Annotated in this window: 10 protein-coding genes and 1 pseudogene; 3 read left to right on the top strand and 8 right to left on the bottom strand. The window is 69.9% G+C overall.

Going from position 1 to position 13,870, the window contains the following annotated elements; all coding sequences use genetic code 11:
• Nucleotides 1-67 precede the first annotated feature (67 nt).
• On the bottom strand, nt 68-2,473 hold the full coding sequence (gene pcrA, locus PSH03_RS18195; RefSeq protein ID WP_112622576.1) for a DNA helicase PcrA: 2,406 nt from the start codon (nt 2,471-2,473) through the stop codon (nt 68-70).
• 325 nt (nt 2,474-2,798) lie between these two features.
• On the opposite strand from pcrA, the gene PSH03_RS18200 reads away from it, so the two are divergent.
• Nucleotides 2,799-3,188, top strand: a complete 390-nt coding sequence (locus PSH03_RS18200; protein WP_238689852.1) for a chorismate mutase — start codon at nt 2,799-2,801, stop codon at nt 3,186-3,188.
• A gap of 170 nt (nt 3,189-3,358) precedes the next feature.
• Here PSH03_RS18200 and PSH03_RS18205 read toward each other — a convergent pair whose 3' ends face one another.
• The 7 genes from PSH03_RS18205 to PSH03_RS18235 form a co-directional block, all read right to left on the bottom strand.
• A complete protein-coding gene (locus PSH03_RS18205) occupies nt 3,359-4,372 on the bottom strand; it encodes an ABC transporter ATP-binding protein (RefSeq protein WP_210783364.1) in 1,014 nt (337 codons plus the stop codon).
• The gene (locus PSH03_RS18210; RefSeq protein WP_210783397.1) at nt 4,365-5,393 is read right to left on the bottom strand and encodes an ABC transporter ATP-binding protein; all 1,029 of its coding nucleotides are present in this window, start codon (nt 5,391-5,393) and stop codon (nt 4,365-4,367) included. The genes PSH03_RS18205 and PSH03_RS18210 overlap by 8 nt, the downstream gene beginning before the upstream one ends.
• 25 nt (nt 5,394-5,418) lie before the next feature.
• A complete protein-coding gene (locus PSH03_RS18215; RefSeq protein ID WP_238689853.1) occupies nt 5,419-6,387 on the bottom strand; it encodes an ABC transporter permease in 969 nt (322 codons plus the stop codon).
• The gene (locus tag PSH03_RS18220; RefSeq protein ID WP_210783360.1) at nt 6,380-7,306 is read right to left on the bottom strand and encodes an ABC transporter permease; all 927 of its coding nucleotides are present in this window, start codon (nt 7,304-7,306) and stop codon (nt 6,380-6,382) included. The genes PSH03_RS18215 and PSH03_RS18220 overlap by 8 nt, the downstream gene beginning before the upstream one ends.
• Nucleotides 7,307-7,454: 148 nt before the next feature.
• Nucleotides 7,455-9,092, bottom strand: a complete 1,638-nt coding sequence (locus PSH03_RS18225) for a peptide ABC transporter substrate-binding protein (RefSeq protein ID WP_210783358.1) — start codon at nt 9,090-9,092, stop codon at nt 7,455-7,457.
• A gap of 580 nt (nt 9,093-9,672) precedes the next feature.
• Nucleotides 9,673-10,359 (bottom strand): response regulator, encoded by a 687-nt coding sequence (locus PSH03_RS18230; protein ID WP_030337843.1) that lies wholly within the window; start codon nt 10,357-10,359, stop codon nt 9,673-9,675.
• Between the two features lie 2 nt (nt 10,360-10,361).
• Nucleotides 10,362-11,627 (bottom strand): ATP-binding protein, encoded by a 1,266-nt coding sequence (locus PSH03_RS18235; RefSeq protein ID WP_091406533.1) that lies wholly within the window; start codon nt 11,625-11,627, stop codon nt 10,362-10,364.
• A 155-nt stretch (nt 11,628-11,782) separates the two neighbouring features.
• On the opposite strand from PSH03_RS18235, the gene PSH03_RS18240 reads away from it, so the two are divergent.
• Together PSH03_RS18240 and PSH03_RS32910 are read left to right on the top strand one after the other, a co-directional pair.
• On the top strand, nt 11,783-13,555 hold the full coding sequence (locus PSH03_RS18240) for a PspC domain-containing protein (RefSeq protein WP_238689854.1): 1,773 nt from the start codon (nt 11,783-11,785) through the stop codon (nt 13,553-13,555).
• Nucleotides 13,552-13,791 (top strand): annotated as a pseudogene (locus tag PSH03_RS32910) (hypothetical protein); the annotation flags it as partial. The gene PSH03_RS18240 and the pseudogene PSH03_RS32910, both read left to right, overlap by 4 nt.
• Nucleotides 13,792-13,870 lie beyond the last annotated feature (79 nt).

Consider the following 13,870-nt stretch of genomic DNA (forward strand, 5'->3'; position numbering starts at 1 on the left):
AGCAGGGAAGGAGTGGCGTGAGGCCACTCCTTCCCTGCTTCAGTGCGATGGTGCGGGCGCGACGGGGTCAGAGCTTGTCGACCGGGGCGTGCCGGAGCACCAGCCACATGGTCTGGTCGCCGAAGTCGATCTGCGCGCGGGCACCCGGGCCGTGCCCCTCGACGGCGAGCACCCGCCCCAACCCGTACCGCTGATGGTTGACCCGGTCGCCCGCTGACACCTTCGGCCCCTGCGGCAGCTCGCTGGCCGTGGTCAGCCGGCTGGCGTCCACGCCGAGCCGCTGGGCCAGCTGCGCCGCCTTCGGTGTGCCTCCGGTGAAGTTGCCGCGCACGCCGGGCGCGCGGTCCGCGCGACCACCGACGCCGCCGCCCCCGCCAGCCCACGAGGTGTACGACCCCTCGGTGCGCTCCCAGTGCACCAACTCGGTCGGCAGCTCCTCCAGGAAGCGCGACGGCGGGTTGTAGGACGGCTGCCCCCAGGCCGAGCGGGTCACCGCCCGGGACATGTAGAGCCGCTGCCGGGCACGGGTGATGCCGACGTACGCCAGGCGGCGCTCCTCCTCCAACTCGCGGGTGTCGCCGAGCGAGCGCAGGTGCGGGAAGACGCCGTCCTCGAGCCCGGTCAGGAAGACCACCGGGAATTCCAGTCCCTTGGCGGTGTGCAGCGTCATCAGGGTGACCACGCCCTGGTGGTCGGGGTCGTCGGAGGGGATCTGGTCGGCGTCGGCGACCAGCGCCACCTGCTCCAGGAAGCCGGCCAGGGTGGCCCGCTCGCCCTCCTCGCCCAGCGCCTCGATCCGCTCGGTGTACTCGCGGGCGACGCTGACCAGCTCCTGGAGGTTGTCCACCCGGCCGGCGTCCTGCGGGTCGAGGCTCTCCTCCAGCTCGGTGAGGTAGCCGGAGCGGGTCAGCAGCGCCTCCAGCACCTCCTCCGGGGTCCCGGTCTCGGCCAGCTCGCGAGCGCCGTCGAGCAGCGCCACGAAATCGGCTATGCCGTTGGCCGCCCGACTGGAGATGCCCGGCGCCTCCCGGGCCCGGCGCAGCGCCGCGCCGAAGGAGATCCGGTCGCGGCTGGAGAGCGCCTCGACACAAGCCTCGGCGCGGTCGCCGATGCCCCGGCGCGGGGTGTTGAGCACTCGCCGCAGGCTCACCGTGTCGTCGTCGTTGACCACCGAACGCAGGTACGCCAAGGCGTCGCGGACCTCCTTGCGCTCGTAGAAGCGCACCCCGCCGACCACCTTGTAGGGCAGGCCGACCCGGATGAACACCTCCTCGAAGACGCGGGACTGCGCATTGGTGCGGTAGAAGACGGCGACGTCGCCGGGGCGGGTCTCGTCGGCGTCGACCAGCCGGTCGATCTCCCGGGCCACCCAGTCGGCCTCGGCGTGCTCGGTGTCGGCCACGTAGCCGACGATCTGCTCGCCGGCGCCGGCCTCGCTCCACAGCCGCTTCGGTTTGCGGGAGGTGTTGCGGTCGATCACCGCGTTGGCCGCGTTGAGGATGGTCTGGGTGGAGCGGTAGTTCTGCTCCAGCAGGATCGTCCGCGCGTCGGTGAAGTCCCGTTCGAACTCCAGGATGTTGCGGATCGTCGCACCCCGGAACGCGTAGATCGACTGGTCGGCGTCGCCGACCACGCACAGCTCGGCGGGCTCCAGCCCGTCGGTGCCGGAGACCAGCTCCTTGATCAGGACGTACTGGGCGTGGTTGGTGTCCTGGTACTCGTCCACCAACACGTGCCGGAACCGTCGGCGGTAGCTCTCCGCGACATGCGGGTGGGACTGGAGCAGGTGCACCGTGGTCATGATCAGATCGTCGAAGTCCAGGGCGTGTGCCTCACGCAGCCGACGCTGGTAGAGCGTGTACGCCTCGGCCAGCGCCCGCTCGTTGGGCCCGGTGGCCCGCGCCGCGAACTGCTCCGGGTCGACCAGCTCGTTCTTGAGGTTGGACACCTGGGCGGCCAGCCCACGCGCCGGGTAGCGCTTCGGGTCGAGATCCAGCTCGCGGGTGACCAACTGCATCAACCGGCGGGAGTCGTCCGCGTCGTAGATCGAGAACGTCGACTTGAGGCCGGCGTGCTCGTGCTCGGCACGCAGGATCCGCACGCAGGCCGAGTGGAACGTCGACACCCACATCAGGCGGGCCCGGGGGCCCACCAGCGCGGCGACGCGCTCCTTCATCTCGCCGGCGGCCTTGTTGGTGAAGGTGATCGCGATGATCTCACCGGGGTGCACGTCCCGAGCGGCGAGCAGATAGGCGATCCGGTGCGTGAGCACCCGGGTCTTGCCGGACCCGGCGCCGGCCACGATCAGCAGCGGCGAGCCGGCATGGCTGACGGCGTCGCGCTGCGGCCCGTTCAGACCGGCGAGCAGCTGCTGCGGATCGAGGCGCGCGGCGGCCGCCCCGGGTCGGTGCGGGCGGGCCGGCGCGGACTCCGGCGCAGGCGGGGACGCGGGGATGTCGAAGAGAGGATGCATCGCCCGACAAGTCTATGCCGCGGGCCGGACACTGCGCCGCTGGCGCTCAGCAGCTCGTGCCCGACGGCGCGCACCACCATTCGGGACGCCCAACCGCCGGGAAGTGCCCTTCACGACGCCGAATGCTTGCGCACCCGGCAACGACGTGGGCATACTCGACGGCGTGATCGCTGCGCGCTTCTACTTTTACTATGGCACCGGGAGTCCGGCTGCCGTAGGTCGCGCCTGATCGATTCAGACCTGATAAAGCCCCGGGCTCCTGGAGTCCGGGGCTTTTTCCGTCCCAGGTTCCGGGCACCGGGCACCACAGTGCGAGAGGTACCCGATGATGACAGACGTGATGGAGCAGAGCGGCAGCCCGATCCGACCGGGGCAGCCCGTCGTGCAGGGGGCTGAGTCGGCGGTGGCCACACCACCGACGGGTGCGGACGCCGAGCCGGCCGAGCAGCAGACCGGCACCCAGGAGCCGTCCGCCTCGGCGCGGATCGTGCAGATCAGGGAACGGATCGACGAGATCGACCACGCATTGATCACGCTCTGGCAGGAGCGGGCCGCGTTGTCCCAGGAGGTCGGGGTGACCCGGATCGCGTCCGGTGGGACCCGCCTGGTGCTCTCCCGGGAACGGGAGATCCTGGAGCGTTTCCGGGTTGCGCTCGGCGCCGACGGCACGCAACTGGCGTTGCTGTTGCTCCGCGCGGGCCGCGGCCCGCTGTGAGCCGCCCCCAGCCCGCGCTGAACCGGGCCACGGCCACCTGGTGAGCCGCACCGCCCGTCGTGCTTGCTGACGCCGCGTGGGCGGCCGGGTGCCGCGCGGCCGATGCGGGTCACGGACAGACGAAACCGCCTGCCGTCGTCGTGGCGACGGCGGCAGGCGGTTTCGGTGACTCACACCTCGTGGCTGGCGACGATCTCGCGCTTCTCCGCGAAGTGGCAGGCGCTCGGGTGGTCCGAGTCCCGACGGATCTCCAGCAGCGGGACCTGCTCGGCGCAGACGTCCTGCGCCTTCCAGCAGCGGGTCCGGAACCGGCAGCCCGACGGCGGGCTGATCGGCGACGGCACGTCACCCGTGAGCCGGATGATCGTCTTGTTGTGCCGCTGGGTCGGGTCCGGCACCGGCACCGCGGAGAGCAGCGCCTGGGTGTACGGGTGGGTCGGTCGCTCGTAGATCTCGTCCTCGGTGCCGATCTCGACGATCTTGCCGAGGTACATCACCGCGACCCGGTCCGACAGGTGGCGGACCACCGACAGGTCGTGCGCGATGAAGACGTACGAGAGGCCGAACTCGCCCTGCAACTGCTCCAGCAGGTTCATGACCTGGGCCTGGATGGAGACGTCCAGCGCCGACACCGGCTCGTCGCAGACGATGATCTCGGGCCGCAGCGCGAGCGCGCGGGCGATGCCGATGCGCTGACGCTGACCGCCGGAGAACTGGTGCGGGTACCGGTTGATGTGCTCCGGGTTGAGCCCGACCAGGTCGAGCAGCTCGCGAACCTTGGCCCGGCGGCTGCCCTTCGGGGCCACCTCGGGGTGGATCTCGAACGGCTCACCGAGCAGGTCACCGACGGTCATCCGCGGGTTCAGCGAGGTGTACGGGTCCTGCATGACCAGCTGGATCTGCCGGCGCAGGCGCCGCAGCGCCCCACCGGACAGCTTGGAGATGTCCTGGCCCTTGTAGACCACGTTGCCGGCGGTCGGCTTCTCCAGGTTCATCAGCACCCGGGCGAGCGTCGACTTGCCGCAGCCGGACTCGCCGACCACACCGAGCGTCTCACCGGCGCGCAGACCGAACGAGACCCCGTCGACCGCCTTGACCTGACCGACGGTCTTCTTGAACACCACACCCTGCGTGACGGGGTAGTGCTTGACCAGGTCATTGACCTCGAGGATGTTCTCAGACACGGTTCACCAGCTCCTCGGCGAAGTGGCAGGCGCTGGCCCGGGCGGGGCCGACCTGCAGCAGCGGCGGGACCTTCTCCCGGCACACCGGCTGAGCCATCGGGCACCGCGGGTTGAACGGGCAGCCCGGCGGGATGTTCATCAGGTTCGGCGGGAGGCCCTTGATCGTCCGGAGCTGCTGCCCCTTCTCGTCCATGCGCGGGATCGAGTCGATCAGACCCAGCGTGTACGGGTGCGCCGGCTTGGCGTACAGGTCGTACACGTTGGCTTCCTCGACGATCCGGCCCGCGTACATGACCGCGATCCGGTCCGCGACGTCGGCGACCACACCGAGGTCGTGGGTGATCAGGATCATGCCCATCTGCCGCTCGCGCTGAAGCTCGGCCAGCAGGTCCATGATCTGGGCCTGCACTGTCACGTCGAGGGCGGTGGTCGGCTCGTCCGCGATCAGCACCTCGGGGTCGAGCGCCAGCGACATCGCGATCATCGCGCGCTGCCGCATGCCGCCGGAGAACTGGTGCGGGTAGTTGTTGAACCGGCCCTTGGCGTTCGGGATCTTGACCTGGTCGAGCATGTCGATCGCGCGCTTCTTGGCCTCGGCGCGGCCCATGCCCCGCCGGACGCGGAACTGCTCGGCGATCTGGAACCCGACGGTGAAGACGGGGTTCAGCGCGGAGAGCGCGTCCTGGAAGATCATCGCGATGCCCTCACCGCGGATGCGGCGGCGCTCCTCGTCGGCCATGCGGAGCATGTCCTTGCCGTGGAAGCGGACCTGCCCACCGGTCACGAAGCCGGGCGGCGTGTCGAGGATGCCCATGATGGTCTGTGCGGTGACGCTCTTACCGGAGCCGGACTCGCCGAGCACGGCGAGGGTCTCCCCCGCGTCGACGTGGTACGTGACCCCGTTGATGACCTTTGCGACGCCGTCCCGGGTACGGAACTCCACCCGCAGGTCTTCGACCTCGAGCAGGCGGCCGGAGGGACGCCCGGACCCGCCGGGTCCCGGCGCGGACTGCTCGGACACGAGAATGTCGGACACTGGATCTCCCCTAGCGGAGTTTCGGATCGAGGGCCTCGCGGACCGATTCACCGAGCATCACGAAGCTCAGCACTGCGGTGACGAGGAACGCGGCGGGGAAGAACACCAGCCCTGGCGCGACCCGGACGAAATTCTGCCCGTCACTGATCATGATGCCCCAGGACACCACCGGCGACTTCAGACCGACGCCCAGGAACGACAGGGTGGCCTCGGCGCCGATGAACGAGCCGACCATGATCGTGCCGTAGACCAGCAGCGGGGCCAGGCAGTTCGGCAGCAGGTGCTTGAGGATGATCCGGCCGGTGCCGGCGCCCAGCGCGCGGGCCGCCACGATGTAGTCGGCCTCCTTGGTGGCGAGCACCGAGGAGCGCATCAGCCGCATCACGACCGGCCAGCTCAGCACGATCAGTGACGCGATCACCAGGCCCATGATCTGGGCCTTGCTGTTGCCGGCGCCCGACCCGTTGAACGTGGTCAGGATGACGATCGCGCCGAGCACGAACGGCAGACCGAAGAAGACGTCGGCGATCCGGCTGAGCAGCCCGTCCACCCAACCACCGCGGTAACCGGAGATGATGCCCATGGTTCCGCCGATGAGCAGGGTGCCCAGCACGGAGAGCACGGCGACCACGATGGAGGCCCGTGCGCCGTAGATGACCCGGGCGTACACGTCGCGGCCCTGCACGTCGTAGCCGAACCAGCCATTTGCGGACGGCTTGTCGAGGCTGCGGGACAGCGAGCCGTTGACCGCGTCGCCCGGGGCGAACAGCGCCGGGAAGGTGGCCATCAGCAGGAAGATCACGATCAGCGTGGCCGAGATCCAGAACAGCGGCTTGCGCCGCAGGTCCCGCCAGGCGTCGCCGAGCAGGCCGCGCGGCTTCTCGTTGCTCTGCGGCTGGCCCGCGGTGGCGGGGGCGGCGGAGTCGGTCGGGTGTGCGCCAGGGGTGCTGACGATCGATGCGGTACTCGGGTCACTCATAACGGATCCTCGGGTCCAGGGCGGCGTAGAGCAGGTCAACCAGCAGGTTCATCACGAGATAGACCAGCACCAGGACGACCACGATTCCTACCACCGTGGCGCTTTCCTTGGTGATGATCGCCCGGAAGACCTGGCGGCCGATTCCGTTGATGCCGAAGATTCCCTCGGTGACGATCGCGCCACCCATCAGGGCACCGAGGTCGGTGCCGAGCAGGGTCACCACCGGGATGAGCGAGTTGCGCAGCAGGTGCACACCGACCACCCGGCGCATCGGCAGGCCCTTGGCGATGGCGGTGCGCACGTAGTCCGCGCGACGGTTCTCGGCGATGCTCGTTCGCGCCACCCGGGCGATGTACGCCACTGACGCGCTGCCCAGCACGAAGCCCGGCACGATCAGCTCGGACCACCGCATCTCGGAGGAGACGGTCGGCTTGATGATGCCCCACTGCACGCCCAGCAGCCACTGCAGCACGAAGCCGACCACGAAGACCGGCAGCGCGATCAGGAAGAGGGTGGAGACCAGGACCAGGTTGTCCAGGAAGCCGTTACGCCGAAGACCGGACAGCACGCCGGCGCCGAGGCCGATGATCGCCTCGATGGCGAGCGCCACGAGGGCCAGCTTCAGGGTGTTCGGGTACGCAGTCAGGATGATGTCGCTGATCTCGCGTTGCTGGAACGTCTGACCGAAGTCGCCCTGGAGCAGGTTCTTCATGTAGTTGCCGTACTGCACGAAGACGTTCTGGTCGAGGTGGTACTTCTCGGTCATGAAGGCGATGTACTGGTCCGGGCAGCGACGCTCGCCGCACTTGCCGGCGAACGGATCGCCCGGAACGGCCCAGACGAGCCAGTAGATCAGGAACGTCGTACCGATGAAGACCGGCACGAGTTGGAGCAGCCGTCTCAACAGATAACGGCCCATGGGGTGGTCCTCCAGACAGGGGGCGCGTCGGACGGCCGACACGGTGGTGACAACGTGCGAGTGGAGTGTTGTAACACCCAATCGCGGAACGGCCCCGGGTCGGGCTCACCGGATGTGGCGAGCCCGACCCGGGGTCAGACCGTTCGGATCAGAGCTCGACCGAGGTGATGTCGATCTCGCCGACGTTGTTCAGCTCGAGCTTCTTGATCTTCTCCGAGTGGCCGGACTGCTGACCGTAGAAGTAGACCGGGATGCTCGGGACGTCCTGGTCGACCTTCTCGACCGCCTTGGCGAACGCCTCGTGCGAGGCCTCCAGGCTCGGAGCGCCGCTGGCCTGCTTGGCAAGGGCGTCGACCTCGGTGTTGCTGTAGAGGCCGTCGTTCGAGGAGCCGTTGGTGACGAACAGCGGGTTGACCCAGTTCTCGACGTCCGGGTAGTCCTGCTGCCAGGCAGCACGGTACGGGCCGGTCATCTTGTGGGCGTTGATGTTCTGGCGGAACACCGCGAAGGTCGGCACACCCTCGGCCCGAGCGTTGATGTTGAGGTTGGTCTTGACCTGCTGCGCGACGGCGTCCATCCAGTCCTTGTGGGCGGAGTCCGCGTTGTAGTAGAAGACCATCTCACCGGTGAAGCCACCGGCCTCGGCGAGCAGCGTCTTGGCCGTGGCCGGGTCGAACTTGCAGGCGGTGCAGTTGCCCGGCTTGGCGCCAGGGGTCAGCGGGTTCGCCCAGCTGTCGGCCGGCTTGCGGGTGCCGAAGAAGATCTTGTCCGAGATCTCCTGCCGGTTGACCGCCAGCGACACGGCACGACGCAGCTTCGGGTTCTGGAAGCGCTTGTCGTAGATCGGGAACGCGATGAACGCGGTCGACGGCGTGACGGTCGAGCGGCCCCGGTCACCGAGGTCGGTCTTCCACTTGTCACCGGCGAGCGCCGAGGTGGGAACAACCTCCATGAAGTCGAGGTTGTTGGCCAGCAGATCGGCGTAGGCGGCGTTGTCGTCCTGGTACAGCTTGACGTCGACGTCCTTGACCTTCATCTTGTCGCGAAGGTTGTAGTCGTCGAAGCGCGTCAGCTTGATGAGGGCGTTGTCCTCCCAGGACACGAACTTCACCGGGCCGTTGGCGATCGGCTTGCGGCCGAACTCTTCCGGCTTCATGGTGAAGAACACGTCCGGCAGCGGCATGAAGGCGCTGTAGCCGAGCTTGGTCGGGAAGACCGCGGTCGGCGCCGCCAGGGTGACCTCGAAGGTCTGGTCGTCGATGACCTTCAGGCCGGACATCTTGTCGGTCGTCGGCGTCGGGGCCTTCTTCGGGCCGTCCGCGCCATCCGGGTCCGTGGTGTAGGTCTGGTCGAAGCCCGCGATGTCCGCGAAGAAGGTGCCGTTCTGCGCGCCGTTCGGCGAGTAGGCGGCCCAGTTCCAGGCGTCGACGAAGTTCTTCGCCTTGACCTCGGTACCGTCGTGGAACTTGGTACCGGCCTTGATCTTGATCGTGAAGACCTTGGAGTCCGTGGTGTTGATGGACTCCGCCAGCGCGTTGCGCGGGGCCCCACCGTCGTTCGGGTACTCGACCAGGCCGGTCCACATCCAGTCGATGATCTTGCCGCCACCGGTCTCCGTGGTGTTCGACGGGACCAGCGGGTTCTCCGGCTGGACGCCGTGAACAACGATCGAGCCATCCGTGCTGGCGGCAGTGTCGCCGTCGCCGCCGCTCGAGCAACCGCTCGCGACAAGCGCGGCAGCCGCGCTGAGCGCGATGGCGCTCGTCGCCCGCTTCGAGACTCTCATTCCGAGGGGCCTCCTCTTTCTAACCAGGTTCCGTCGTGGGTTTCACGCACGTTTGGGGGTGACACCGCCCGACCACCCCGGGGCGCGGGTCGCCGGGACCACAGGGAAGTTGGGGACACCCCTGATGTTCCGATCCGCCGGGCTCCCCCACCAACGAGGCTTGGCACGACGCAATCGACACAGCCACGGGCCGCCGAGATCGGCGAAATCGTGGTCGTGGGGCGTACGGAGTGCCACACACCGATGGTGAGGTGCTGCCACTGTGACACCCACTGGCCTCTTCCGTGAAGGTGCCGTTATCAAGCCGTTAGTTGCCCGCCACGTTGCCGATACTTGAAAAATGATCATAAAACGCCCGACGCGGGCGGCACTGAGCAGGAAATACGTTGCGCCACCCGAACAGTCGGCCTCGGCCCCCGCACGAGCCCCGAGGTCACCCGAGCCCGGTGGGACGTCCGTCACCACTCATGTTTCGACCCATCCGGATGAGGGCCCCCACGGCTACCCGGACACGATCATCGGCTGGGTGTACGAGGGCGCGCCGGACGTTTCTCTGATCCTCGTCGGTGCCGACGCGCCGTCACACGAGGCGGCGATCCGCCGCCCAACGGGAGAGCTCGTAGCGGTTGGACATCTGAAGCTTGCGCAACACGTTCGACACGTGCGTCTCCACCGTCTTGATGGAGATGAAGAGCTCCTTGGCGATCTCCTTGTACGCGTACCCCCGGGCCAGCAGCCGCAGCACCTCACGCTCACGGTTGGTGAGCTGGTCCAGCTCCGGGTCGGCCACCGGCGCGTCCGGCCGGGCCGCGAAGGCGTCCAGCACGAACCCGGCCAGCCGTGGGCTGAACACCGCGTCCCCGTCGGCCACGCGACGGATCGCGGCAGCCAACTCGTCCGGGGAGATGGTCTTGGTGACGTACCCGCGGGCGCCGGCACGGATCAGCCCGATCACGTCCTCCGCCGCGTCGGAGACGCTCAACGCGAGGAACTTGACCTGCGGGTGCGTACGCCGCATCGCCTCCAGCACCGCGCGACCGCCGCCGTCGGGCATGTGCACGTCGAGCAGCACCACGTCCGGGCCGACGGCGGCGATCCGGGTGACCGCCTCGGCCACGGTGCTCGCCTCGCCCACCACCTCGACGTGGGCGCCCAACTCCGCGCGCACCCCGGCTCGGAACATGGCGTGGTCGTCCACCAGGAACACCCGCAGCCGCTCGGGGCGGGCATCCGCCGGGTCGAGGTGCTCGGTCGACTGCTCGGCCATGGTCATCTGTTCCTCTCCGCTGCGGACGAGTCCCGGGAGATCGGCAGGATCAGCCGGACCTCGGTCCCCTCCCCCGGGCCGGACCGTATTTCGGCCCGTCCGCCGTGCCGCTTCATCCGCCCGATGATCGAGCCGCGTACGCCGTGCCGGTGGTCCTCCACGGTATCCGGATCGAAGCCCTTCCCCCGGTCCCGGACGAAGACACTGACCTGATCCGGTTCCACCTCGGCGTAGAGCGACACGGTCTGCACGCCGGCGTGCCGGGCGGCGTTCACCAACGCCTCCCGCGCGGCCGCGACCAGCGCCCCGACCTTCTCGTCGGTCTCCCGGTCCCCCACCACCACCGTCTCCACGCTGATCGCGAACGTGTCCTCGACCTCGGCCGCGGCCTGCTCCAGAGCGGCGGCGAAGCGCTCGCTCGGCGAAGCGGTCGGCTTGTAGAGCCAGTTGCGCAGCGAACGCTCCTGCCCTCGGGCCAGCCGCTGCACCGTCTTGACGTCGCCGGCGTTGCGCTGGATCAGGGCCAACGTGTGCAGCACCTGGTCGTGCACCATCGCGGCCAACTCGGCCCGCTCCTGCTCGCGGATGCGCCCCTCGCGCTCCGAGCGGAGCTGGCTGTACGTCCGCCAGAGCACCGGCGCGGCGACCACTCCGACACCCGCCAGCCCGACCAACGCGAAGATCACGCCATTGATCACCGCGTCGAAGTTCTGTGCCGGTGAGTAGACGGCCGCGACGCCGATGATGCCGACCGCGACCAGCACTCCCCCGCCGATGAACCGCAGCACGAAGGCCCGCCGGTCGCTCTCCTCGACGACCGCGCCGAGCCAGGGCACCGGCATCGCGTCGCCCCACTGCCGCCGCCGCTCGGGCGCGGACTGGTGCCAGATGACCCCGGCGCCGACCGCGATGATGGCCACCAACCACCCGGCGGTGCCCGCCGCACCGACCGAGTCGAAGACCATCACCTGGATCAACAGGACACCGAGCCCGATCCCCACGAACGGCAGGAGTTGGGCGACGTCCCGCCGGGGCGGCACCGCTGTGTCACCGGGACGCAGCGGCACCACCGCCCAGAAGGCCGCGTAGAGCAGCAGGCCGAGCCCGCTCAGCCCGAGCAGGACCATGAACGCGACGCGCACCCGCAGCACCGAGATGCCGAGATGGTCGGCGATACCGGCGGCGACGCCGGCGGCCATCCGGTGCTCCGGGGCGCGGTACAGGCGCGGGGGCGGGGTCACGGTGCTGATCGGAGGCTCCCTGGTCACGGTGGCGGACAGGTCGAGGTCGGTGACTCGATCGTCACACGCTGCGGCGTCCGCGACCACGGGGACGCCCCCGACATTCCGGCCGCCGGATCTCAGGGTGGGGTCAGGGTCGGGTCCTGAGGTCGTTCGGGTGGACCGGGCAGCAGGATCGAGGCATGACCGAGGAAGCTGCCCCGCCGCCCCGACCGGGGTCGGCACAGCCGGGCGGTTCAGCACCGCCCCCGCCCACCACCACGCCCACCGAATGGACCGAGCCCAGCACGTTCGGTCCGCACTCCGGCACCGACGCGACCGCCGGCACCGCGCCCGGCGAGCCGGCCGGCGGTCACGCGCCGCCCACGGCCGGCTACGGCCCAGGCCCGGGGTTCGCGGCGGGCACCGGCTACGGCCCGGGCGGCACGCCAACCGGGCCGGGCGGTCCCGGTCCGTCCTCGCCGCCACCGCCGCTGGGCGGCACCGGCTTCACCTCGCGGTACGGGCTGGTCCGGCCGCGCGAGGGGCGGTATCTGGCCGGTGTCTGCGCGGCGATCGGACGGGCCACCAACACCGATCCGGTGCTCTGGCGGGTGCTGCTCGCGGTGCTCGGGTTCTTCGGGGGCATCGGCATTCTGGTGTACGTCGCCGCCTGGCTGATCATCCCGAACGAGGGCGACACCGCGTCCCCCGTCGAGTCAATGCTCGGTCGCGGTCGCTCCAGCATGTCCCCGGTGACGGTGATCGTCCTGGGCATCCTGGTCGCGGCCAGCTTCGCGTACATCGTCACCGACGCCTTCCGCGCGGTGCTGCTCGGCGCGGCCATCCTGGTCGCCGGCGCGCTCCTGCTCAACCGGGACGGCCGCAACCCACGACCCGGCACCCCGGGTGGTCCGCCGCCCGCCGCACCGTCCGGCGCGGTCGTCCCACCGGTGACCTGGCCGTCGTACGGCGTGGCGCCGTCGACCGGCCCGGCGGCGACGCCGCCGATGTTCAGCACCGGTCCGGGGTACCCCACCGCGACGACGGGGGCGACGCCCACCGTCACCATCCCGGCGTACGACGCGCCGCCGACCAGCGCGACGCAGCCGGTGTCGGGGGTCGGCCCGGTGTCCGGGCAACCGGCCGGCACGACGGCCGCCCAGCCCGGTTGGCCGAGCACCGCCATGCCCAGCGCCGGCTGGCCGTCGGCACCGGTGAACACACCCGCGGCCCCGGCCGGCTATCCGACCGCCCCGCCGCCCTCCGGTTACCGCCCCCCGTTCGCGCCACACGGCCCGTACGCTTCGCCGACCCCGGCCGCGCCTCCTCCGCCGAAGCCACCGAAGCCGCCGAAGCGCCCCAAGGAGCGGTCGCCGCTCGGCGCGGTGACCTTCTCGCTGATCTTCCTGGTGCTCGGTCTGGTCGCCCTGCTCGACCTGCTGGACGTCTTCGCCATCAGCGCCTCGGCGTACTTCGCGGCCGCGCTGGCCACGATCGCGCTGGGCCTGCTGGTCGGCACGTGGTTCGGGCGGGCGCGCTGGCTCATCGCGCTCGGTCTGGTGACCGCCGCGGCGCTGGGCACGGCGACCGTCGCCGAGTCCTACGACCGGATCCGGGGGGTCGACGGCGCAGTGACCTGGGCGCCCACCGACTACCGCGACCTGGCGGACCGGTACGAGAACAGCTTCGGTGACGCCGTGCTCGACCTGCGCGGGATCGACTTCGCGAAACGGGACAGCCAGGTGACAGTGGCCGTCAACTTCGGCCAGGCGACTGTGGTCGTGCCGCCGAACGTGGACGTCACCACAGTGGCCGACGTCAACGCGGGTGACGCCACCATCTTCGGCAACCGCTCCGGCGGGCTGGACGGCCGCCTGCGGGAATCCACCGACGTCGGAGCGGACGGGCCCGGCGGCGGAACCCTGCGCCTCTACATCCATGTCAATGCCGGCAACCTGGAGGTGACCCGGTGAAGGCTCACCGCACGGATCTGGTGTCGTTCGCCTTCGGGCTCGTGTTCCTGGCGCTGTCCGCCTGGTGGCTGCTCGCCCAACTGCTCGGGCTCGCGCTGCCGCCGGTCGGCTGGTTCCTGGCCGGCGCACTCATCCTGATCGGGGTCTTCGGGCTGGTCGGCGCGCTGCGCTCGGGTCGACCGAACCAGTCGGAGCCGATTGCCGAGGCCGGGGCCGTCGCGCCCGTCTCCGGCACGTCCGTCTCCGGCGCACCGGTCTCCGGTGCTCCCGTACCGGTCTCCGGTGCCGCCACGTCGACGTCCGGCACGGCCCTGC

Source organism: Micromonospora salmantinae, assembly GCF_022230905.1.
In the GTDB taxonomy this organism is placed as follows: domain Bacteria; phylum Actinomycetota; class Actinomycetes; order Mycobacteriales; family Micromonosporaceae; genus Micromonospora; species Micromonospora salmantinae.